General features: G+C 41.8%; 22 protein-coding genes and 2 tRNA genes. 17 read left to right on the forward strand and 7 right to left on the reverse strand.

Translation table 11 applies throughout. The features are described from left to right. The 10 genes from JEY82_RS17725 to JEY82_RS17770 all read left to right on the forward strand — a co-directional run. Positions 1-387, forward strand: a 387-nt coding sequence (locus tag JEY82_RS17725) for a hypothetical protein (protein WP_304088109.1), incomplete at its 5' end; no start/stop codon positions are given. Between the two features lie 69 nt (positions 388-456). Continuing rightward, positions 457-1014: a hypothetical protein gene (locus tag JEY82_RS17730; protein ID WP_304086860.1), complete on the forward strand. Its 558-nt coding sequence runs from the start codon at positions 457-459 to the stop codon at positions 1012-1014. 218 nt (positions 1015-1232) lie between these two features. After that, entirely contained in the window at positions 1233-1691 is a 459-nt protein-coding gene (locus JEY82_RS17735) for a hypothetical protein (RefSeq protein ID WP_304086862.1), read from the forward strand. 11 nt (positions 1692-1702) lie between these two features. Next, positions 1703-2059, forward strand: coding sequence for a hypothetical protein (locus JEY82_RS17740; protein WP_304088111.1), 357 nt, complete (start codon positions 1703-1705; stop codon positions 2057-2059). Next, positions 2052-2330: a hypothetical protein gene (locus JEY82_RS17745; protein ID WP_304088113.1), complete on the forward strand. Its 279-nt coding sequence runs from the start codon at positions 2052-2054 to the stop codon at positions 2328-2330. The genes JEY82_RS17740 and JEY82_RS17745 overlap by 8 nt, the downstream gene beginning before the upstream one ends. After that, positions 2323-2952, forward strand: coding sequence for a hypothetical protein (locus tag JEY82_RS17750; RefSeq protein WP_304088116.1), 630 nt, complete (start codon positions 2323-2325; stop codon positions 2950-2952). The genes JEY82_RS17745 and JEY82_RS17750 overlap by 8 nt, the downstream gene beginning before the upstream one ends. A 154-nt stretch (positions 2953-3106) precedes the next feature. After that, positions 3107-3496 (forward strand): hypothetical protein, encoded by a 390-nt coding sequence (locus JEY82_RS17755; RefSeq protein WP_304088118.1) that lies wholly within the window; start codon positions 3107-3109, stop codon positions 3494-3496. A 20-nt stretch (positions 3497-3516) separates the two neighbouring features. Continuing rightward, the gene (locus JEY82_RS17760) at positions 3517-3732 is read left to right on the forward strand and encodes a hypothetical protein (protein WP_304088121.1); all 216 of its coding nucleotides are present in this window, start codon (positions 3517-3519) and stop codon (positions 3730-3732) included. Beyond that, positions 3732-3980: a helix-turn-helix domain-containing protein gene (locus JEY82_RS17765; RefSeq protein WP_304088124.1), complete on the forward strand. Its 249-nt coding sequence runs from the start codon at positions 3732-3734 to the stop codon at positions 3978-3980. Before JEY82_RS17760 ends, JEY82_RS17765 begins: the two co-directional genes overlap by 1 nt. A gap of 11 nt (positions 3981-3991) precedes the next feature. Then, positions 3992-5056 carry a tyrosine-type recombinase/integrase gene (locus JEY82_RS17770; protein WP_304088127.1) on the forward strand — a complete coding sequence of 355 codons (1065 nt, stop codon included), beginning with the start codon at positions 3992-3994 and terminating at the stop codon, positions 5054-5056. A gap of 311 nt (positions 5057-5367) precedes the next feature. Here JEY82_RS17770 and JEY82_RS17775 read toward each other — a convergent pair whose 3' ends face one another. Further along, positions 5368-6555 (reverse strand): hypothetical protein, encoded by a 1188-nt coding sequence (locus JEY82_RS17775; RefSeq protein ID WP_304088129.1) that lies wholly within the window; start codon positions 6553-6555, stop codon positions 5368-5370. Positions 6556-7350: 795 nt separating this feature from the next. Between JEY82_RS17775 and JEY82_RS17780 the strand changes: the two genes are divergently transcribed. The 3 genes from JEY82_RS17780 to JEY82_RS17790 all read left to right on the forward strand — a co-directional run bounded on the left by JEY82_RS17780 (position 7351) and on the right by JEY82_RS17790 (position 8331). Beyond that, a tRNA-Pro gene (locus tag JEY82_RS17780) sits at positions 7351-7427 on the forward strand. A gap of 84 nt (positions 7428-7511) precedes the next feature. Beyond that, a complete protein-coding gene (locus tag JEY82_RS17785) occupies positions 7512-7958 on the forward strand; it encodes a hypothetical protein (RefSeq protein WP_304088132.1) in 447 nt (148 codons plus the stop codon). Further along, complete coding sequence (locus JEY82_RS17790; protein WP_304088135.1) at positions 7921-8331, forward strand: amidohydrolase family protein; 411 nt, start codon at positions 7921-7923, stop codon at positions 8329-8331. The genes JEY82_RS17785 and JEY82_RS17790 overlap by 38 nt, the downstream gene beginning before the upstream one ends. Positions 8332-8370: 39 nt before the next feature. Here the strand turns inward: JEY82_RS17790 and JEY82_RS17795 are convergent, their stop codons facing one another. The 5 genes from JEY82_RS17795 to JEY82_RS17815 form a co-directional block, all read right to left on the reverse strand. Continuing rightward, positions 8371-8649 carry a hypothetical protein gene (locus JEY82_RS17795; protein ID WP_304088138.1) on the reverse strand — a complete coding sequence of 93 codons (279 nt, stop codon included), beginning with the start codon at positions 8647-8649 and terminating at the stop codon, positions 8371-8373. A 177-nt stretch (positions 8650-8826) separates the two neighbouring features. Beyond that, complete coding sequence (locus JEY82_RS17800; RefSeq protein ID WP_304088141.1) at positions 8827-10485, reverse strand: hypothetical protein; 1659 nt, start codon at positions 10483-10485, stop codon at positions 8827-8829. Positions 10486-10852: 367 nt separating this feature from the next. Next, the gene (gene glpK, locus JEY82_RS17805; RefSeq protein WP_304088144.1) at positions 10853-12346 is read right to left on the reverse strand and encodes a glycerol kinase GlpK; all 1494 of its coding nucleotides are present in this window, start codon (positions 12344-12346) and stop codon (positions 10853-10855) included. Positions 12347-12410: 64 nt separating this feature from the next. After that, a complete protein-coding gene (locus JEY82_RS17810; RefSeq protein WP_304088147.1) occupies positions 12411-13118 on the reverse strand; it encodes an MIP/aquaporin family protein in 708 nt (235 codons plus the stop codon). 458 nt (positions 13119-13576) lie between these two features. Continuing rightward, positions 13577-15142 carry a glycerol-3-phosphate dehydrogenase/oxidase gene (locus JEY82_RS17815; protein ID WP_304088149.1) on the reverse strand — a complete coding sequence of 522 codons (1566 nt, stop codon included), beginning with the start codon at positions 15140-15142 and terminating at the stop codon, positions 13577-13579. A gap of 535 nt (positions 15143-15677) precedes the next feature. Here JEY82_RS17815 and JEY82_RS17820 point away from each other — a divergent pair. From JEY82_RS17820 to JEY82_RS17835, 4 genes are all read left to right on the forward strand, one after another. After that, positions 15678-16457, forward strand: coding sequence for a DeoR/GlpR family DNA-binding transcription regulator (locus JEY82_RS17820; RefSeq protein ID WP_369681175.1), 780 nt, complete (start codon positions 15678-15680; stop codon positions 16455-16457). 534 nt (positions 16458-16991) lie between these two features. Further along, positions 16992-18863, forward strand: coding sequence for a diguanylate cyclase (locus JEY82_RS17825; RefSeq protein ID WP_304088155.1), 1872 nt, complete (start codon positions 16992-16994; stop codon positions 18861-18863). A 262-nt stretch (positions 18864-19125) separates the two neighbouring features. Further along, entirely contained in the window at positions 19126-20637 is a 1512-nt protein-coding gene (gene rmuC / locus JEY82_RS17830; protein ID WP_304088158.1) for a DNA recombination protein RmuC, read from the forward strand. Between the two features lie 102 nt (positions 20638-20739). Beyond that, positions 20740-20816: transfer RNA gene (locus tag JEY82_RS17835), tRNA-Pro, on the forward strand. Between the two features lie 140 nt (positions 20817-20956). On the opposite strand, the gene JEY82_RS17840 is transcribed toward JEY82_RS17835, so the two are convergent. Further along, positions 20957-22468, reverse strand: coding sequence for an APC family permease (locus JEY82_RS17840; RefSeq protein ID WP_304088161.1), 1512 nt, complete (start codon positions 22466-22468; stop codon positions 20957-20959). Positions 22469-22559 lie beyond the last annotated feature (91 nt).

A 22559-nucleotide genomic window follows, 5' to 3' on the forward strand; every position in this document is an offset into this window, starting at 1 on the left:
ATCGACACCGAGCCTCTACAAGGTGAACCAGGCGGACAGCCAGCTATGGATGTTGAGCCTAATGAGAAGCCGGAAGCCTCCGCCGAAGACGAGTTCTTTTCACAGGACGATTCACAGCAAAGCAAAGCGGCTTCCACCGAACCGGAAGAATTACTCGCTGTTAATCTCGGAGATCAAGCCGAAGTTTATGTTGATGCAAATGCGGCAGTCCGGAAGCAAATGCTGGTCAAACTCTCCAGCGGCTGGGGTGTCACTCAGTCCGACATGGAACGGTTGACGAGCAAAGGTTACGGACAGTGGACAAAGCAGGATCGCATCAAACTGCTTGAAGCTTATGTCCGAGTAGCAACAGGCGACTCCCCGGCTGACGTTTTCCCGACAAGCTAAACAAATCATCTACTCCTCACTTCACTATATAACGGGGGCGGCTTAGGTCGCCCCAAGGAAAGTCACGAAATGAAAATCAATATGACTATAGACCTTGGAGATCTTGGATTTGATGAAGACCTGTCTGTTGAAGAAATCCTTACTGATGAAATTAAAAAATCTCTTGTAAAGGAAGTAGCCAATAAATTCGGAGGAAAAGGGATCAGTGAATTAGTTTTTAAGCTTTCAGAACAGGTCGCAACTCAAGTTGAAAGCAACATGAGAAACAAAGCCGAATCTTTCATGTCCGAAGACATTGCACTCACAGACAAATGGGGAAAAGCCACCTTTATTGGTTCCACCGAAGATCTCATGCGGCTTAAATTTGATGAAGCTGTTTTATTCCCAGTTAACGGAAATGGAGTCAGGCTCGAAATGTGTTCTACAGCAGGAGCCGAAACTTGGATTCAGTGGAAGGTTAGAACGAGTGTAGAAGAACTCCTCAAGCATGAAATTTATAGTGCCAAAGAGATTATTTCCCGAGAGATAAAGGGAGAACTCCAGGACACGTTGGAAAGCTATAAAGACGGACTTCTTAAAAAAGAAGTTACCACCGCAGTTGAAAGAATATTGGCCCCATCTAACTAAGTCATGCTTAAACCTGGAACCCGCGTACAGATCAAGCCAACGGCCCGAAGACCAGGCTATTTAGCACAGGTTGACCGCCAAGATCCGCGCGGGTTCTGGATAGGATTTAAAATTCACAACGGGCGCATGAATAGAACAAGGCTCTGCATAATTAGACCTAAAAATGTAGCAGCCTTATTAACCGAAGCCGGACTCCGGTGTGTATTTGAGGAAGTGTTATGAGTAAATCCCCTGAAAAAGTTAGAATACCCGGAACAGGATACGAAATGGACCGTGATGGTCGCTGCCTTCGTAGAGTTGCATCCCCTGGCTATCCGGTTGGATACCAAAAAACACCGAGAAAAGAAGGCAACCAGTTTTGTTACACTTTCAGCCCTTCAGTATTTGGGAGTGCAAAAAAATTATACATAAAGCTGTTTAAAGAAGAACCTCCAAAGGGGTTTGGAAAGCTCCCGCATTACAATCAATTATCAAAAGAAGCCGCCGCGAATAACGAGAAACTTCTTACAAGGTTTACCCGTCCAGATAAATCCGAAACAATTGTAGCCCCAAGAATTTACACGAACCAACAAAGGCCGATTAAACGCATTTCATGTCTGCATAAAGATGAAGAATACATAGCCGCACTTAACTGTCGCCGTACAGGAATGACCACTAGCCACTGCCCGTTAGGTTAAGGAGAATAACCATGATGTTTAAAGTTGAAAAAGAAGAAGTCACACCAGAACAAAGAACACAAACTTTAAAAGCCACAACATCGCTCCACTTGGCCATGCTTGGGGTGTTTGTTTTAGGGATTATTTTTGACAACGAAATTGTAACATATCCATTTATCGCGATAGAGTGGGCAGCGTTTTTTGTATCAGCAGCACGTTTCTCAACTCCATCCGTAGAACTACTCAAGGACGAGAAACGAATCGCAAGAATACTCGACAGCATAACCTTCATCATTCTGATTTGTTGTTCCGCATGGTGGACACTGGTTGCTTTTTGCGGAAGCTGGATTCTCTCTTCTCTTAGAAAAGAGGAGGTGGCAAATGTCTAACGAAAGAATATTCAAGCTTGCAAGTGGAACCCTAGTTATCAGAGCATCAGAGAAAAAAATGGCACTCGAAGCCGTGGCGACAATAGGCTGTGTGTCGGCAGTAGTAAACTTCCCCTCTTCTAATGAACAGGACCGGGATTACACGATTAAAAACTTTTCAGACGAAAACGCACAACCTCTTTTCGATTGGATAAATGATAACGTTTTGACTGATAGTGGGCAAAATATTCAACAATTAGCTGATGAGTTGAAGGAGGATGAACATGTCTAACTTCGACCTCCAAAAACTCGCAAAAGAACTCCGCACACAGGACAACCTATGCACTGCTGATCCTATTTTCCTAGTAATGGAAAAGGAGCGTGTCTATGGCCTAAAGTCCGGCTATTCTGATGATTACGTATGGCTAGATAATGAAGGCGATAAGTATGAATCCCTCAAAGACATAAATGATTTTCTTATAGATGTTTACGAAGGCACAGAGCGTACAGTTAAAACAGCGGAACAAGCTGAAGAAGCTGGATTTACAAAAGTTTACTATCAAGAAATAGACCGTTTTAAATGTCCTCATTTTACACGCAAAGCCGCAGAACTATACATAACGCAAAATGCACATAACCTCAGAAAGCCTTTTATTTATGTCGGCTCCATGTACCGCTGTTCCGAAATGATAGCGATCCGGTCATTCTTAATGAACCCACAAGACACCTTCACCCAGCTCGTAAAACTAAGCAACCGAGTAATCTTAAGCACACAAGACCCGACAACCGGTCTTTGCAAAATTTGCGGGGCTGGTGACGACGGACAGCATGACGTTAATTGCCCGGCATTTGTCGCTAGTAAGTTTGTTGCTGATTTTAAGATGAAGTTGGATCGGGAGGTGGGTAATGTCTAATCTCTACTACATTCAAGACCTGCATGTTCTGCGTTGAAGCAAAAGAGAAATTCTACGAAAACGGCGATTATACTAGATACGAAGGTATTCCCTTCGGGCAACTTTGGGAATGTATCGGCATGGATTATGCCGTTTAATTTGGGAGAATAAAACGATGAACTACATACCAAACCTAATGGATATAAACTTTTCAGTCCCGGCCCAACCTCTAAAAATTTTCAAGGGCTGGAAAGAGAAAACTTCTATCACTGCTCATGCAGCATGCTTCATTCATAAATCTGGACTAATTGTCTTTTCATCCGTTGACGACCTTCAGGACGGTGAAGGAAATGAATCTAAGTGGGTTCACTTGTCTTGTAGCCGCAAGGATCGCTTGCCCACATGGGACGATCTAAAAGGCGTGAAAAAAATGTTTCTCGGTGATGAGAAGGAAGCTTTACAGGTTTTCCCAAAAGCTGTCGATTATGTGAATTTGCATCCATTTTGCTTGCATTTATGGGCACAGGTTGAAAGTGATTTTTATGAAGGAGATAAGAAGCCATGAAATATACTAAAGGACTGAGAATGGGTAGCACTAGCTTCGACATGACGGGCGAGGTCGGACCTTTTGACAATGAGTTTAACAGCCTCCCTCCTATCTATCGCGCTGACGTACTCCGAGATTGGATACACGCCCTGGAAGATATACATATCGCCACAGTAAGAGAGATGTCAGAAACTTGGAATTATGGATATGGAGCCTATTCCGAATGGCCCTGCAATGAAGGAGATAGGAAGTAATGAGTAAAATAACACAAATAGACTCAGCTAAATATATAAGTAAAGCTCAAGCTGCTAAGTATATAGGATACTCCCGCAGACAATTGGGTAGATTTATAGATAAGTACAAAATCCCTACATATGGACCAGAAGCCAATCGCTTTAAAATGCAAGACTTAGACTCTTGGATGGAAAACCCCGAATCTTTCCTGCGTAGAAAGGTCACTTCTCGTAGACGTAAACAGGGCTTTACGCCTGTAGCTGTTTGATGTAGGTCGAAATGATGGGAACAGGAACTACAAAAGATGGACGACACTACGTTCAATACAGAATCAAAGGCCGAAAAAGTCCTGTTCGCGAGTATTTTGGTCGTGGTGATGATGGATTGAAATGTGCTAAAATTAGAGACGCTGAAATTTCTCTACAAAAAGCAAAGGGTATTGAGCTTCGTCAGGGTTCATCTATTTATCTTGATGAGCTGGCTCAAGAATACTTGAGGGACGCTAAAGCTCGAAACCTAAGTGTTAAATTTTTGAAGAACTTTTCATCTCTTTTAAATAACACAATACTTCCAGCTCTCACCCATCGCCCTGTAGATAGTCTTGATTACGGAGATATTCTAGCCCTTGCAGAAACTAAATGGGCAGACATTTCCCCTGCTTCGGTTAATAGATATACGGGATACTTAAGAGCTGTTTTCCGTTGGGGAATAGAACAGGATCTTACAAATAAGAACCCTTTGGACAAGTGGCGCAAGGCGAAGGAGCGAGGCAAGAAGGTTGTCGGGCTAGACGTGGACGGATTAACTAGAATGATCGCTTCAGCCGAGCCTCATGTGGCTTGGGGCTTAGAGGTTGCATGGATGTGCGGAGCAAGGCCCGGTCCGACAGAATTGTTTTCCCTTTTATGGTCTAACCATGACCCTCTCGCTTCAACTCTACATATCCAAGGGACAAAGACCGTCAAGTCAGACAGGATAATCCCACTTTCTCCGGCTGATAATGGCAGACTAATAACACAGCGAGCAAAAGCGCAGTCGGCATATATAATTAATTACAAGGGGCTTCCAGTAAAACAGATGTTCAAAGGAATTAAAACTGCATTAAAACGTGCAGGTTTAAATTACCCTGTTTGCTGGTACGACATTCGCCATTTATGGGCTTCAGAACTTTTACGGAACGGAGCCGACCTTGCTGCCGTTTCTGCAATGCTTGGGCATTCAGACATTTCAACTACTCAAAAAAAATACTACCACCTACTCCAAGGCGAAAAAGCCAGAGCAGTAAACTTGAAGCCGACAATCAAGATTGCTACCACTATTCCAAAGGTTGTAAACCTGAGATAATTTTCACCACATACCTGCTAAAAATACCCGGATTTTATCTGGGTATTTTTTTGGTCTACACTCTGATCTACACCTTGGTCTACATTAATGCCCTCGTGTAGACCAAATGCCCAATTAGTGTATACCAGAAAACCAAAAAAGCTAATTATTTCAACACAAACAGAGGGGACACTCTTCTTTGGGAGCAGGATGCCGGGAGTTCGAATCTCTTCGCCCCGACCACAGAGAATACAAGGGTTAACTATTTATTTAGTTAACCCTTTTTCTTTTGGGGAAAATTTGGTGGGGAAGCTTAATCAAAAAAACAAAACTTATGAAGCAATCATCAAACACAAAACAACGATCACCGACCAGAACCTGTAAGCTTCCTTTATTCTTGAAACGACCTTACCTTTAAATCCCGATCCCATATTCGTAAATTCACTGAACGGAACTTCAAAAGACATTGTTACAAATATTAACAACGCTCCTAACTCCCTCAAAATAACTTTAAGAGTTATTTGATAACCACTTGCCCACCATAAAAAAGTTAATAAACCTAGGATAATCCCAAAAAAACACAACTCATATCGAATATGAGAACTAAACCTATTAATTTCGTCTTCAACTTTATTTTCACATGGAAACAGCTTCAATATATTTTTAAAAATGAAATAAACCATTTTACCTGATAAAAACAATAAAGCAGCGCCGCAATAAAAAAGAAACCTCTTAATAGGCTTTTTCATTTTTTTTTCAAACACCTCTCCATTATTAGCATCAGAAGCCTTATCATCTTTTTTGATCTCAATCTTACGACTTTTCATCTCTACAAGGCTATTTTTACTTTCTTTAACGTGATTAGATTTTGCATTCAATAATATGTATAAAAAAACAGCATAGCCCAACACGACAACGGTCACATGAAATAACGAGCTATAAAGATAATACAAGCACGGAATAGGTTCAAAGCATGCCAGACATACATTAAGTGTAGGCAAATCTAAAATTGTTTTAATTAACAGGATAAACCAAAAGAAGACAACAGAACCACTAAGAATTTGATTTATCTTAGTAACTGAATAAGCCGCAGCTCCAGTGAAACAATTCCCCTTCCCCTTATCTTCAAGAATAGTCTTATATAAAGGTCCAATAACCATATCTTCAAGTGCATCTACATGCCTTTCCCAATTATTTTGCCAGTACTTGCTACCTTTGTTAACCAAAAACCAAGCTACTGAAAATAAAAAACCTGAACACGTTAAAATAATCTTCAAAAGATAATCATCTACCTGATAGTAACCAGCAAAAAGAACGGCTATAAACGCCCAAAAATAAGTTGCTCTTTTCCAATATAATTCAATTTCAAACTTTCTAATGTCTAAAGCTGTATCTAATGCTTTTGATATCTTTTTAAAATCATACTGTTCATCAGTAGAGGATTCTTCGATGGTTTTTTTTGTATATTTGTTACTTTTGTACTGTTCTAAATACTTATCAAGATCATTACCATCGACCATAATATAACTCACTCCTCTAATCATAAAATTTAAATACAAAACGATAAAAAGACATTATTTAAGACTAATCATCTAAAAATAATACTATTAAAGCACGAAGAAGGGAGGGCGCGCCCTCCCCCGACTTCATGCCATTGTTGGCATCTGCCACCACTGGCTAACGAGATCAAGCTTTCGTCCCTCTATAAGGGTTCGTCGCTCTTCTACTCGTATTCTTCTGTATTCAAATAACGTTCTAATGCCGTAATCAAGTACAAAGAAGGCCAGAGGCCAACAGTCCATTATATTATTTTCTATCATTAGTATGATCCTTTAAGTTGTATTTTTTCTTCGGTTCCTAGGCCAAAATAGCCCACCAGAGGCTACTCGCTCAGAAGTCTGTGCGGCCCTCTAAACGACTTATAAATACGCACTAAATCAAACAATATATGCATGAACTGCCAACCAAGAGTGCTACTTTTGAATATCACAGTCAAGACGATATACTTACCATAACTTGACTCCAGAAGGACAACCCTAGACTAGCCCATACACCCCAAAACACCCCATCAAACTCTACTTATACAAATAACCCATAAATAAATTCTTCTTCTCTCCATCTCAAATTCTCCCTTCGTCTTCGAAGAAACTTCATAATTAAATCTATCTAATCCTAAGTCCGCAATTCAAAACCACTATTCAAAACTGTTACTTCTTCAAAACCCTATAAACAAAGTAAAAAAAAGCTTGCCAAGCTCATACGTTTCAACTATTCCCTCTTTTGTGCACAGCGCTAGTGCAGCAAATTATATCAGTCGGGGCGTGGCGCAGTTTGGTAGCGCGCCTGCTTTGGGAGCAGGATGCCGGGAGTTCGAATCTCTTCGCCCCGACCACAGAGAATACAAGGGTTAACTATTTATTTAGTTAACCCTTTTTCTTTTGGGGAACCTGAAGTTTATTCTTTCATTGAAGGGTCCTTGCAGGCCAAATATCCCAGTTCTGTTGAGCAGCAGCTTTCCGATTTGGAAGTTGTGTGCAAGCAGCTAGCTGGATATGGCATCACCGGAGTACATCGCATGGCTTTGGCTCAACCGGCAGAAGATTTATCCTTTCTACTTTTGCTCCTTGAACTGGAACAGCAAGACCGTTTACCTATACGGGGCAGCTCTTCTTTTTCCTCTGTTGCAGATCACAATATGCTGAATGATGTGCTCATCGGCTATGCAGCACGCGACCTTCTCACTAAGGCGCGCAAAAAAGAAATAACGGCAGCGCAATTGCACGACCGTCTTTTGGAACTGCTCAAGGATGCTGGCACGGACAGACATAAAAAAGTAAAAAAATTGGCTGCTGAAGGCGGACATGGCGCGAATCATCCATTGAAACTTGCAGTCAGGAGGATTTACCCAGATTCGGCAAACTGAATGTGATCGCATCCATGCAGCCTTTGCATGGAAAGAAGCTTTGGTGGACAACGCAACGCTTGTTTTCGGCAGTGACTGGCCCATAGTCTCCTGTGATCCAAGGGCAGGAATCAACCACGCTGTAACCCGTAAACCATGGTATGAAGGTGCCAGGATCCAGTCTGTAAGCTTAGATGAAGCTGTTGCCTCTTATACTTCCGGAGCTGCCTTCTCTGAATATTGCCAGAATATAAAAGGAGAAATCAAGTCAGGCATGCTGGCTGATATGGTTATCCTTTCGGAGAATATAAAAGAGCTTGAAAAAAAATCTTTCAACTTGGAAATAGAAACTACCATCGGCGATGGGAAAGTTGTGTATATGAAACAGAGCTGAGAGCCTCCCTCTCATTACGAGAAGCCGGGGTATATTAGGTTAGGTGTCGTTCCCATCAATCTCATGGATGCGAATCTTATTGCTGCGTGGAAATTCTCGCTTAACAAGTTTTTTGAGAAGCTTTTTCAGCTCCTTGAAGTCCGTCGTGAAAAATTCTTTATCAAACCCATCCTGAGTAACAGAAAAGGAGTCCTCGCCCGTGCGCATGATAACCACGGAACGGTCTCGCTTGTAAGTGAGCATTTTCAGCCCATGCCCAATCTCAATTTTCTTGAGCTTACGCATAATAGTTTCTATAGCGGAGGTCTTGTCGATCATGTGAACAATGATATGCTGGGCTATAAATTCGTGTCAATCATGGTTATTGGCTTAATTTGGGTAATGGACATGGGGGGGCATAAAAAACTTTTAATTAATTGGCGTAGGGATGTTTTTGGAAAATATGAGTGAATGCTTGGCATTGTTTACAGGAAAAACATGGATACTTTTTTGAATCTATTTACCTGCCAGTAATTCAGAAACTTTCCGTAAGTTAGCATAGTTTCCTTTTGCGAAAGTATCCTCATAATCTTCTACCCGATCAATTGCTGTTGGATCATTCAGAATATCATTGATTAGCTGTAGCTGCTTTTTAAGCTTATCCTTTAAATGTGGTATCTTCAATTCCTTCTCATGTATTTCAGCTAAAATATTTTCATTGTTACTCAGATCTTTCACGATTACATTTTCGAGCTTTTGGATCTCTTCCCACTCTTTTTCAGACAATTCATCTGGCTTGGAATTTGGGAGTGATTTTTTAGATATTATAATATCTAATAATTTTGAAAGATTGTAATATTTATTGCATATTATACGTGCTTCAACTATTCCCTCAGCGTGTTTAACTTTGGCCTGATAATCACTCTCTTTAACCCACTCCTCTTTCTCTTTTTCAAGAAACTTTTTTGCTTCTTCCTCGGATAAATATCCGCTATATTTTTTTGCGACCTGCAATTCATAGGCTAAACTTAGCAAATCATTTTTCACAGACTCGTCAATACCTGTTAGATCATGTCCTTCTAAAAAAAGTATGTACCGATCATGCTTAGAAGTTAAAGCACTAGATAATTTCCCCACATATAGCTCTTTTAAAAAGGACTGGTATCTATTCCACTCATCTTCTGAAACATTCAAAGAGTTCTGCTTGTTTATTGTTTCTTCAATTGTCTTTGCGTTAACAAAAGATCTTAAAGCAGAACTTATTAACACATCTATATATTGACTATCTAACTTCTCTTTAAATTCATTCCATTTTGTAAAACTGTAGTATTCTGGCCTATTTAGCTGGTACAACGTCTCTAATCGCAAAAGTCTAAGTCCAGAAATGCTTAACAAACTACTAAGGCTACCTTCAAATTCATTCTCTGCAAGCTTTCTTAATTCACTCCATTCACTTTCGCTGAGAAACTCAAATTTTCCTGATTTTAATACTGTAAAAGATTTTAATCTTTCGACGGAAGACACGTTATATACTCTATCGCTTTTGAAATAATCAGTAATTGCTTTATCACGTAGTTCAATCCACTTTTCAGTAGTTAAAAACCAAGGTTTCTTATTTTTATTAAGATTTCTATAATATTTACAGTACCAATCTCGATATATAAAAAGACTCTGACGCAAGACAAGAATTACATATATCGCAAAAGGCCCCCAAAAAACAAGAAACTCAATAAGACTTACCCTACCATCCTGCCCAAAGGCTTTACTTGCTTGCCCATTTCGATAAGCAATATGTACATTGGACTCATATATAGCCACGTCGGAACTTAAAATTATCGAAATTTTACCTTCTGGAGGAAGCTCTGGATACACTATTTCAATGCCGGTACGACTCTTGAACTCATCGACTTTATCTGATCTTGAAAGCTTATTTAGCTGGTAGTGCTGAACTTTTCCATTTACTTTTATAGTAATTTTTTCAGCAACTTTGTCCCCAACATTCGCTATCTCGAGCTGCTGAATATTCGCAGTCTTTCCAGCAGTAAAAAAACTTGTAGGGATACTATCAGATAGAGTAAACCTCAAATCTGGTTCTTCTCTTTGATAATCATAAAGAATTATGCCAGCGACAACAGTAACCACAAGAGTAAGAATTGCGGTAAATATTTTATTCATTATAAATAGTCTTTCTTTTTCTTGAATCGTTTGAGTTTAGTAGAAAATAATCGGACCAAATTTTCTAAATTCAGAAGTATAAGAAATAAAAATAGAAATAAAATCTATCCTTTCAGTCTGTATTACGACCTCAAGACTCTTCTGTAATTAAAGATATATACATAAACTAATGCTAAGCATATATAAAAGGTTTGGCAATAGACGACCATCTATTATTAGCCTAACTATGTCTGATACCTCCTGCACACTTAATCTATTTAAATTCAATACCTACAGAATCTTCTGAAATGCTACATAAAAAACACCCCGCCCTCTCATTAAGAGAAGACGGGGCATATTAGATACTGAATGCTTTAAATTAATCGCCTTATTTAAAGGCCATAGTCGCCTTAACGGCTTTCTGCCAACCTTCATAAAGCTTGCCGGATTCTTCTGCTTCCATTTTAGGAGCAAATTCACGGTCAACGCCGAAGTTCTTCACAATGTCGTTCTTATCTTCCCAGAATCCAACGGCCAGACCGGCAAGATATGCTGCTCCAAGAGCAGTAGTCTCAATGCACATAGGACGTTCTACGGGAGTTCCAAGAACATCGGCCTGAATCTGTAGGATGAGATCATTGGCTACAGCGCCACCGTCAACGCGAAGCTTTTCAAGCTTGATGCCGGAGTCAGCTTCCATGGCGGAAAGAACGTCTTTAGTCTGATAACAAAGCGATTCAAGAGTTGCGCGGACAAAGTGTTCTTTAGTGGTTGCGCGAGTCAGACCGAACATAGCTCCGCGAACCTCTGAATCCCAGTAAGGAGCGCCCAGACCGACAAAAGCCGGAACTAGGTAAACACCATCGGAACTGGATACGCGGGTAGCGTAAAGTTCACTGTCTCTTGCTTCCCGGAACATCCGCATACCGTCACGCAGCCACTGAACAGCTGAACCGGCGACGAAGATGGAACCTTCAAGAGCATACTCAACCTTGCCGTCAACACCCCATGCAATCGTGGTGAGCAGACCGTTCTTGGAAGGAACAGCTTTTTCTCCGGTATTCATGAGCATAAAACAACCGGTTCCGTATGTGTTCTTTGCCATGCCTTCGCTGAAACAAGCCTGCCCGAAAAGAGCCGCCTGCTGATCGCCAGCCATGCCGGAGATAGGTACTTCCAAACCCTGAAACTTTTCTTTTTGAGTTGTTCCGTAAATTTCCGAAGAAGGTCTTACTTCCGGCAGCATAGAAGCAGGAACTGTGAGGTGTTTTAAAAGTTCCTCGTCCCATTTGAGATCATGAATATTATACATGAGAGTTCTGGAAGCGTTGGTGTAGTCAGTTACGTGAACTTTACCGCCTGTCAGTTTCCAGAGAAGCCATGTGTCGATGGTTCCGAAAAGCAAATCACCCTTATCAGCTTTTGCGCGGGCTCCATCTACGTTGTCGAGAATCCATTTAACTTTAGTTCCGGAAAAGTATGCATCGATGAGCAGCCCTGTTTTCTCCCTGAACATAGGATCGAGACCCTTTTCTTTAAGCTCATTACAAATATCCATCGTCTGGCGGGACTGCCAAACAATAGCGTTATAAACAGGCTTACCGGTTGTCTTGTCCCAGACAACTGTGGTTTCACGCTGGTTGGTTATACCAATAGTCGCGATATCAGAACCGGAAATATCAGGATGGGCTAAAGCTTCGGCTACTACAGACTGTACAGAGGACCATATTTCCATTGCATCATGTTCAACCCAGCCGGATTTTGGAAATATCTGGGTAAATTCTTTTTGGGTTACGTTAACAACATCGCCCTTCTTGTTAAAAACAATGGCGCGAGAGCTGGTTGTCCCCTGATCAATAGAAAGAACGTACTTTTTAGTCATTTTAAATTTCCCCTTTGTAAATAGTACTTACGGATCGAGAGTTCTATTAAGCTAAGCCTGAAAATTAACCGATAAGCGCTTTGTACAGCATGGCACCGGCAACGCCGCCACAAATAGGAGCAACGATAGGCACCCAGGCGTAACCCCAGTTACTGCCGCCCTTACCGGGAATAGGAAGCAACATGTGTGCAATTCTAGGAGCAAGGTCACGAGCAGGATTGATGGCATAACCGGTAGGTCCACCCAGAGAAAGACCGATCGCCATAATTAAGAAACCGATTACAAGAGGATTAAGGCCCTGACTGAATTCATTGGCTCCGATACCCAAAAGAAGAAATAGTAGACAGGCAGTGCCTATAAATTCGCACAAAAAGTTTTGAACTGTGCATGGGATTGCAGGCCCGGTGGCAAAAACAGCCAATTTGAGTTCCGGGTCTTTAGTAGGTTCCCAGTGGCATTGGTAAACAAAGTAGCATAAAACAGCTCCGAGAAAACCACCTGTCATCTGTCCTGCAATATAAACCGGAACATTAGCCCAAGGAAAAGCTCCGATGGAAGCTAAACCGATTGTGACAGCAGGATTAATGTGAGCACCTGAATGTTTACCCGCAACATACACCGCAAATGCTACAGCAAATCCCCACCCCATACTGATTACAATCCAGCCGCCGTTCTGTCCTTTCGATTTTTCCAAAAGAACGTTAGCAACAACCCCGCACCCGAAAAGAGTCAAAATCATGGTTCCAATCATCTCACTTAAAAAGAAATTCATAATCCACTCCCACATTCCTTAAAACAAGTTAAGCCATAAGCGTCTCCGTTCGGAAACGAAAGCCTCTACATGCATCATTCCTTTATAACGTTAGCCACCCTTCTTCCTCTTGTTATTTTGTGAAGAGAAAAAAATCAACAAAAAAATGTTCGAGAATGAAAGAAATACACTTTAATCGTTTTCGGTTTAGTAAAAACACGCTTAATTATAAGCTATTTCAATCTAATCAAAAATAAAAACAACAAATAAGAACATCATACGAGCACGCTCTAAGAAATTATTCAGAGACAAAAAAATGCCGCCGATCCATATGATCGACGGCACAAATAAATATTAAAGCAACAACAATTCTTTCCGACGGGAAAGAATATTGTGTTTGAATCTGTAATGAAAGCGAGGGACAAGGTTCATATTCGTACCAAGACCTTTTTCCGCAGTCAGGAAAGTTTAAGAATAAGTTAGGTTACAATATAATTCTTGGATAAAGCTGAGAACTCTTCGACCTGCTCTTTAACCCACTCTTCATCCTTGCCAAGCTCTCTGGCGATGATTTCAGCGGCCTTAGGGGCTACTTCTGCGGCAGCCTTAGCATTAAGAATCAATGCTCTGGTTCTACGCGAAAGAGCATCAGATACAGTCTGAACCCATTCGTTACGGGCTGCCCAGACCACTTCAAGCCAAGAGTAGGGAAGATTTTCATGCATCGGTTCGTCAAGCTCTGGAAATTCAGAAGCAAGGGCTTTGATTTCCGCAGCTTCACTTCCGTAAACGTGCATATGGTCGTTGTGGTCAAACTCTTCAGTGTAACCATGCAATTTCAAATGTCTGGTGGGAGAAGGACGAAAAGAATGCCCGCCCATTGTGATGGCGTTGTCGATACAATCTTCCGCCATATGTCTATAAGTCGTCCACTTACCACCTGCAATGGTCAGCAACTTATTCGGAGATATGGTCAGGTAATGATCCCGGGACAACGCGGAAGTTTTGCAACCATCACTGCTTGCCGCAATCAGAGGTCTTATTCCCACGAAAACACTGAGAACATCCGAACGCTTAGGCGGTTTGCATAAATATCTTGCGGAGTGCTCCACTAAAAAGTCGATCTCTTCTTCCAAAGGTTTAGGCTCCATACAGACAGAAGAAAGAGGCGTATCAGTTGTTCCGACAACAACCTTTCCATGCCATGGCACAAAGAAAATCACGCGCCCGTCATCAGTCTTAGGGACCATAATTCCGGTCTCGCCGCCGAGAAATTCGCGATCTATTACCATATGAACACCCTGACTGGGCGCGATAAGCTTTTCGTGATGGGAATTGTCCATGTTCATAACATCATCAGTAAAAATACCGGTGGCGTTTATGACGGCCTTACCTTTCAGCTCGTAAGACTTGCCGCTGATTTTATCCTCGGCCTGAACTCCGCAAACGTATCCGGCAGAATTTTTGACCAGATTGGTAACGCGGGCATAATTCAATGGACAGCCGCCCATATCAGCCATTGTCCGCGCGATTGTCAGAGCAAGGCGGGCATCATCAAATTGTCCGTCGTGATAGGTCACGCCGCCCTTGAGCTTATTAGACAGAACGCCGGGAATTTCTTTTTTGACTTTATTTGAAGAAAGAATCCGGGAGGATCCGAAGCTGTATTTCCCGGCGAGCATGTCATATGCTTTCAGGCCGATTCCATAATAAGGAAGACCCCACCACTTATAATCCGGCACTACAAATTTCTGATTGTAACACATGTGGGGAGCGTTCTGGCGCAGGATGCCGCGTTCACGCAAGGCACCCATAACCAGAGAAATGTTACCCTGCGCAAGGTATCTCACTCCGCCATGCACCATTTTAGTACTGCGGCTGGAGGTTGCTTCAGCGAAATCGCCTTGTTCAAGCAGGAGTACGGAATATCCTCTTGCCGCTGCATCAAGACCGGCACCGAGACCGGTTGCTCCGCCTCCGATGATGATGAAATCCCATACCTTAGAACTGTCTTCCATCTGTTGAATAAAATCTGCACGTTTCATACAACACCCATTTTTTTGGTCCGGCCAATCGTCACCGGATAAAAGTTTGAAATTTTTTACAGCAAATTAGAATCTGATTGTTTTCGTTTCTGATCAAAATGTGACATATTGAAAATAAATATACAAGAAAATGTTTTCATTTTGAAAAGATTCTTAAAAACAGAAATAAAACGACCCCTTATACAGACAAAACACCATACTTATACCCATCAAAAGCCCCAAATCACATTTAAAGAAACCCAAATTGCTCCCGGTAAAACCTCGTTTCTTTGAGAAATGGACACATTTCAGACAAACATATGACCAGCATATGTTCACTTTCAATCGTCAGACAAAAAGGGATATTTACCTTGCCTACACTAAGTTCTATTGCTAAAAACTTGGATAATTTAATATATTTTTTTTGCAACAGTACTCCTCAAAACCATAATATTTATCACACATTACAAGCGCTCTGTTCATATTTGAAAAGAAGGAGACGGTTATTTTGCCTGATACACTTAAAACCAAAAAGCGTAAGAACTTGAAATTTAACTTGAACTCATTATCAAAAAGACAACGTGAAATTTTAGATATTGTCAGTGATCAGGGCTTTGCGCCTATTGAATCACTGGCGCAGCAATTCGAAGTTACACCTCAGACAATCAGACGCGACATAAATAAACTTTGTGAACACCAGCTTCTACAGCGCTTTCACGGAGGCGCAGGAAGATCATCAAGCGTTGAAAACGTCGACTATAATGATCGAAGAAACATCCTATATCAGGAAAAAAGACTGATTGCGGAAATGGTTGCCAAACATATTCCAGATCGCGCTTCACTGTTCATAAACCTTGGGACAACTACGGAGGAGGTTGCTAAAACTCTTTCCGGTCACAAGGGACTCAAAGTGATCACAAACAATCTCAATGTTGCTTTAATAATGAGCAATAACGACTGTGAAGTAATTGTTGCCGGCGGTATGGTCAGACAGCGCGACAAAGGGATTACAGGGGAAGCGACGGTGGAGTTCATCAAACAGTTTAAGGTGGACTACGGAATCATCGGAGTTTCAGGCATAGACGAAGACGGAACCCTGCTCGACTACGACTACCACGAGGTTCGGGTCGCCCGCGAGATTATCAACAACGCCAGAAATATTTTTCTGGTCACAGACCACACTAAATTCAACCGCAATGCCATGGTCCGCATAGCTGATCTGTCTGAAATAGATGCTATCTTTACTGATAAAAAACCTTCTATGGCTTTTCAGGATTTGATGAAAAGTAAAGAAGTAGCCTTATATGTCACGGAACCCGGACAAAGAAACGAATAAAATAGATAATAGCTCCCTATTTAAACATATCTACACCACAAACAAATAATTCAAAGGCTTACACCGTTAATACGGCGTAAGCCTTTTTCTTTTACGGTATACATTGTCATTCCCCATCAAGACGTATACATTTTAACTGTGGGATTCAGCACTATTTATCAGCTTCACAAAACAACAATAACAAATACTTTCCTTAGCAGGAACAGGCTCTCAAAAAGGATATATACATTATGTGGGGAATCTACTCAGCTATTAAAGCCGTCATCCACCGCAAGCGTAAGTGCAATAAATGCGGTCACAGACAGACAATCAAACTGGCAGATAAAAACAGATCCGTTAAATGTGAAAAATGTGGAAATTGCATTCCTGCATCAAACGATTATTTGTAACCGCACGAACAACTCTTAAGTCAATTAACACATCTATTCTAGACCCTGCCCCCAAAATATGATTCACTGATAATGAATCAAAAGTTTATTCACTATTACAATACACTGGCTTTAGCATGTTAAACGGATAACCGCCGGAAGAGACATGATTACAGACCGCGAAGAACAGCTCTCCACCGAACCGCGAATCAATACCATATGGCTGCCCATACTTATCGGCGTACTCATTTTTTCCCTAGTTGTTATTTTCTGGTGGACACTCAGAGAGGAAGATTTATCTAATCAGCATAATCTGGTTATGCAATATACCGAAAAACTTTCGGCAAATATTCAAGCTGATATTCGTTCCCGAATTCCCGCTTTGCAACGCATTGTTAATCGATGGGAATTCAGCGGGGGAACACCTGAAGCCAGTTTTATTAATGATGCAGTAAATTATATTAACGACCTGCCGGGCTTTCAAGCTATAGGGTGGGTCGACAAAACCCTGCATGTAAAATGGATAGCTCCTTTAACAGGAAACGAGCAGGCTGTGGGCATAGATCTAGGTTTTGAAAAAAATCGGAGAATTGCACTTGAACAAGCTAAAAATGCTAAAAAGCCTACGATGTCTAAATCTCTTGATTTAGTACAGGGAGGAAAAGGTTTTATCCTCTATTTTCCTATTTATATTGAACAAAATTTCGATGGTTTCCTCTCGGCAGTTTTTAGAATCAAACCGTGGTTAAACCACATTTTCCTCACAGACGATACACCTAATGATCTTAGTGATTTTAAAATCTCCGTCGATATAGACGGCGCTCCTGTTTATCGTCAAACAGGCTGGGACATACTGCAACCAAGCCCCTTCGAGGCAACCACATCGACCATAATTATGGACCATAAAATAACCATCTCGTGCCGCCCTACTCAATTTTTCTTCGATCATCACAACAAAAACCATCATCCATCAATTGCATTGCTAGTTGGCTCTATCTTAACAATTCTAATTTCATTCGTTGTCCACCTGTTCCAAAAGACTTCAACTGAAGCGTGGAGAACTTATTCAACCCAGAAAACTCTAGAATTCGAAATTAAAAATCATAAAAAAACTACAAAGGATCTAAAACATGCCTCGGCCCGCCTGACTCTGGCCGCTAAAGCCGGGAAAATAGGCATATGGGAATGGGATGTCATAACAAATACGCTGACATGGAATGAACGAATGTATGAGCTGTATGATGTTCCAACGGACATCAACCCAAGTTATGAAACATGGAGCAGTGCCCTTCACCACGAGGACGCAGCAGAAGCCGAATCCAAGCTTAAGGCTGCCGTCGAAGGAAAAGGTACTTTCGATACCGAGTTCCGAATCATTACTTCCGACGGAGGAATAAAATATATTCATGCCGCCGCAAAGGCTGAGCGAGACGCAAAGAATAATCCCTTACGAATGACCGGGGTAAACTGGGACGTAACTGATCAGAAAAATACTGAAGAACAAATACGCCACATGGCAACGCACGATGTTTTGACTGGGTTGCCAACCTTAAAACTCGCCAAAGACCGCGTAGGAATGGCTTTTGCCATAGCGACACGCAAGGAATTGATGACGGCTGTAATGTTCGTGGACCTCGACGGTTTTAAAAATGTCAACGACACACTGGGGCACGATGCGGGTGATATGGTTCTGAAAGAAACAGCGACGAGATTACTTTCCTGCGTACGAAAGGTTGATACAGTCGCCCGAATCGGCGGAGATGAATTTCTAATCGTATTAAATGAGTTGAACTCAAAAAACGACATGGAACAAATTGCTGAAAAAATAGTTAAATCCATCGCAATGCCGTTTATTCACGAAAACAAACAGGTCACCGTCGGCGCCAGTGTAGGAATCGCAGTATGCTCTGCATCCTGTGCTAAAAGTGATGTTGAAAAACTCATCAAACAAGCTGACGAAGCCATGTACTCTATTAAAAAGACCGGGAAAAACGGCTACGCATTCGCAGAAAATGATTATGCAGAAGAAAATTTTTAAAGCTTATACCGTTCATTATCAGCACCGACAAAAGGCTTACCCTGTTTTTAACAGAGTAAGCCTTTTCTTGTTTATTTAGCCGCTTAAATTTCAACCTCTCTACCGCGTAATAAAACTCCAAAACAACGCACACTGCCAATCCTATTTTTATCTAACAATAAAAGAAAGTCATTTGTACACACGCTTGTTAATCCACATCAAAAATTATAGAACAGCGACCTAAGCCCTGAAAAGCAACATGAAATATTCAAGGAAAAACGCTGTGATCGAATACATCTATACTTTACCTTTAGAACCTTTTCTATTTTTAGCCGGATTAATTGTCGGCACCATCATAGCAATGCTTGTTCATTCTCACCGGATGACAATGGCTAACCTCCGCGCTCAAAACCAGCAGGCTCAACTGGAGGAACGTCTAAAACGCATTCCTGAACTGAGTCTGGAATTGGCTGAAGCTCAAGACGAAATTTCTGAGCTTAATCATGATCTTGCAAACCTGCGTGAAAGAAACGGATCAACCGAATCAACAATCAGCGCACAGCTGCTCCAAATCAGCAGAGCAGATAAATCTATTGAAGAGCTTAAAACTGAACGAAACAAATTATCTGAAGACAGACAAATACTTTTAAGCAGACTTACAAAAATTAAAACCGAACTTGATAATGAACGAAAGCAAAGCAGTGAAAAACTCATTCTATTAACCGAAGCGAAAGAAGAACTTTCGAACCAGTTCAAAACTCTCGCGAATGAAATCCTTGAAGAAAAATCCAAAAAATTCACTGAACAAAATCAGACAAATCTTACCCAGCTTCTAACTCCTTTGAAAACAAAGCTTGGTGATTTTCAGGGTAAAGTTGAAGAAGTCTATTTTCAGGAGAGTAAAGATCGAAGCGCCCTGTCTGAACAGGTAAAACAATTGATGGATCTTAACCGTCAACTGTCATCGGACGCTCATAACTTAACCAAGGCCCTGAAAGGACAATCCAAAACGCAGGGAAACTGGGGTGAACTGATTTTAGAACGAGTCCTCGAAATGTCGGGACTACGTAAAGGGCAGGAATATGATGTTCAGGAAAACCACACCAGAAATGACGGTTCACGGGCACAACCTGATGTTGTTATTCACCTGCCCGACAGCAGGCATCTCATAGTTGATGCAAAAGTATCACTTAATGCCTACAATGATTACGTTAACGCCGAAGATGACAACAAACGTACGGATGCTGTTAAACGTCATCTAGAATCCATGCGCTCTCACATCAAAGGATTGTCGGGCAAAAACTATCAGTTACTATACGGCTTGGAATCCTTGGATTTTGTAATAATGTTTGTACCTATTGAATCAGCTTTTATTCTCGGCAGCACTCAGGATGCAACATTATGGCAGAACGCGTGGAATAAAAATGTACTGATTGTCAGCCCAAGCACTTTGTTATTCGTTATCCGCACTGTCGCTCATTTGTGGCGACAGGAACAGCAAAGCCGGAACGCTCAGGAAATTGCCCAACGGGGAGCTGAATTATATAATAAATTTGTCGGTTTTGTCGAAGATCTTACAAAAGTAGGAGACCGTTTAAATCAAGCGCAAAACGCATACGACAACGCTTTCAACAAACTGACTTCGGGGAAAGGAAATATCGTAAGGCAAACTGAGCTTTTGAAAGAACTTGGCGTAAAACCCAAAAAGACATTACCGGCCGATATTGTCAGTCTTGCTTTAGAAGATTCACAATGTCCCCCTCAAACAGAAATTACCATTTCATCCCCCAATTAATCTCAAACTTTATAATTAATTAGAATATAACACAGCTAATCAACCTTCTTCATAAAAACGTTGACTTATGCGAAAGTATTCAATAATTATTCGTCTCCGAGTCGGGATGTAGCGCAGCCTGGTAGCGCACTTGAATGGGGTTCAAGGGGTCGGAGGTTCAAATCCTCTCATCCCGACCAAGAAATTTTAAGGTCTTACGATTAATCATCGTAGGACCTTTTTTTTGCGCTTTTTTCATTCCAATTAAAAAAAGTGAAACCCCGCTCCTAAAAGAAGCGGGGTTTCATTATTGATCAAGTATTCTGAATTTGCATAACTGCTAATCCGAAGCACCTTCTGTCTGGACCTGTCCCAGTGGTTCTTTAGTTTTAAAGAACACGGGTATATCTGTACGGCCCAAGATGTTGGCACGAAGCTCAGCTTCAGGCAGTTTTGCCCATTCGGACTTGTTAGAGAAGTAAAAGAACACGCCCATACCAGTCCAAGCCACCATGCACCAGCGGGAAGCTTCGCCGATACAAGCCGGAGAACCGGGAATAAGCAACAGAGCTATACACATCACAGCGGTAATTGTTCCCATTATGCAACAAAACAGACGCATGGATCTATCTTCCACGGCAGGACTGCCGAGCAGAACACGACGGGCTGCGAGACAGGAGAAAAGATAACCGATGCCTGTTCCCACGGAACTCATATCAACAATCCAGACGACAACAGAACGACCGGCAAAAGGAGTCAGCAAAACAATGGCGACAGTGAACAGAATAGCTTTGTAAGGTGAACGGTATACGGGATGAATATCACCGAACCATGCAGGCAGAATGCGACCACGGGCCATACTGAGAAGTAGGCGGGAAGTGGCTATATAGAAACCGTTTATCCCAGTACAGACAGCTCCCATGACAGCGCAGGCAAGCACAACAGCACCCATTTTCCCGAAGGCCATGGATGCGACTTCACCAGTTGCCCATGCAGTACCGCCGCTGGCGCGCATAACATCCATCTTTGCAAGCATTTCAGGATAAGGAATGGCAATACCGACAGCAAGAGTAACAAGACTGTAAAGAACAACACCGCAGAGAATAGCGACGATCATTATGTTACGCGCACGCTCCGGTTTAAATGTAAATTCTTCGGCAGCCTGCGGGACTGTATCAAAACCGGCAAAAAGGAAGGGAGAAATAGCAAAAATAGTAAGGACACAGGATAATGTGGTTCGGTGTTCTGCGAACAGCGGATACAGATTACCAATTTGAGCAGTCTCAAGCGAAGCCGACCCAGTGAACAAGGCTACAATGCCGAGGGTGAGCAATACGGTGAGAACAACCTGAAATTTACCGGCAAAACTGGTACCGCGGTAGTTCATCCATCCGAATAGGAGGGTTGCTGTCGTCATAAGCAGAACCTCACCCGTATAAACTTCCCATCCGGCGATGAAGTAAAGCGATCCGAATTCAAAAACACCCGGGAAAAGAAAACGAAATATAAGTGCCAATGCAGCTACATCAATGCCAATGATGGCAACATATCCAAGAACAAGGGCCCAGCCGCAGACAAAAGCAGCCGTGGGTCCATACCCCACATAGGCATAGGCAAAAGCTCCGCCGGCAACTGGGGCGTATTTAATCATATAACTATAACAAACAGCCACAAAACAAATGAGGATTGCACCAACGATAAAACCGATCAAGGTTCCAAGGATACCGGCCTGCGGCAAAAACATATCTCCGGGCAGCACAAAACATCCCCACCCGACAATGGACCCCAAAGCCAGTGCCCAAACCTGTGACGGCGAAAGCGATTTATTCAATTTCAACTGTTCTTTTGACATTACCTTTCTCTTTTATTTAATAAATTCTAGGCAGATACGCCCGGATTTTCCGGACAGACTTACAGAAAGCACTCACTCCTATATTTCAGAG

It is taken from the genome of Maridesulfovibrio ferrireducens (assembly GCF_016342405.1).
GTDB lineage: Bacteria > Desulfobacterota > Desulfovibrionia > Desulfovibrionales > Desulfovibrionaceae > Maridesulfovibrio > Maridesulfovibrio ferrireducens_A.

Coding starts and splice junctions, on each gene's coding strand:
- JEY82_RS17730 (WP_304086860.1), top strand. CDS start 457: ATGAAAATCAATATGACTATAGACCTTGGAGATCTTGGATTTGATGAA.
- JEY82_RS17735 (WP_304086862.1), top strand. CDS start 1,233: ATGAGTAAATCCCCTGAAAAAGTTAGAATACCCGGAACAGGATACGAA.
- JEY82_RS17740 (WP_304088111.1), top strand. CDS start 1,703: ATGATGTTTAAAGTTGAAAAAGAAGAAGTCACACCAGAACAAAGAACA.
- JEY82_RS17745 (WP_304088113.1), top strand. CDS start 2,052: ATGTCTAACGAAAGAATATTCAAGCTTGCAAGTGGAACCCTAGTTATC.
- JEY82_RS17750 (WP_304088116.1), top strand. CDS start 2,323: ATGTCTAACTTCGACCTCCAAAAACTCGCAAAAGAACTCCGCACACAG.
- JEY82_RS17755 (WP_304088118.1), top strand. CDS start 3,107: ATGAACTACATACCAAACCTAATGGATATAAACTTTTCAGTCCCGGCC.
- JEY82_RS17760 (WP_304088121.1), top strand. CDS start 3,517: ATGGGTAGCACTAGCTTCGACATGACGGGCGAGGTCGGACCTTTTGAC.
- JEY82_RS17765 (WP_304088124.1), top strand. CDS start 3,732: ATGAGTAAAATAACACAAATAGACTCAGCTAAATATATAAGTAAAGCT.
- JEY82_RS17770 (WP_304088127.1), top strand. CDS start 3,992: ATGATGGGAACAGGAACTACAAAAGATGGACGACACTACGTTCAATAC.
- JEY82_RS17775 (WP_304088129.1), bottom strand. CDS start 6,555: ATGGTCGATGGTAATGATCTTGATAAGTATTTAGAACAGTACAAAAGT.
- JEY82_RS17795 (WP_304088138.1), bottom strand. CDS start 8,649: ATGATCGACAAGACCTCCGCTATAGAAACTATTATGCGTAAGCTCAAG.
- JEY82_RS17800 (WP_304088141.1), bottom strand. CDS start 10,485: ATGAATAAAATATTTACCGCAATTCTTACTCTTGTGGTTACTGTTGTC.
- glpK (WP_304088144.1), bottom strand. CDS start 12,346: ATGACTAAAAAGTACGTTCTTTCTATTGATCAGGGGACAACCAGCTCT.
- JEY82_RS17810 (WP_304088147.1), bottom strand. CDS start 13,118: ATGAATTTCTTTTTAAGTGAGATGATTGGAACCATGATTTTGACTCTT.
- JEY82_RS17815 (WP_304088149.1), bottom strand. CDS start 15,142: ATGAAACGTGCAGATTTTATTCAACAGATGGAAGACAGTTCTAAGGTA.
- JEY82_RS17825 (WP_304088155.1), top strand. CDS start 16,992: ATGATTACAGACCGCGAAGAACAGCTCTCCACCGAACCGCGAATCAAT.
- JEY82_RS17840 (WP_304088161.1), bottom strand. CDS start 22,468: ATGTCAAAAGAACAGTTGAAATTGAATAAATCGCTTTCGCCGTCACAG.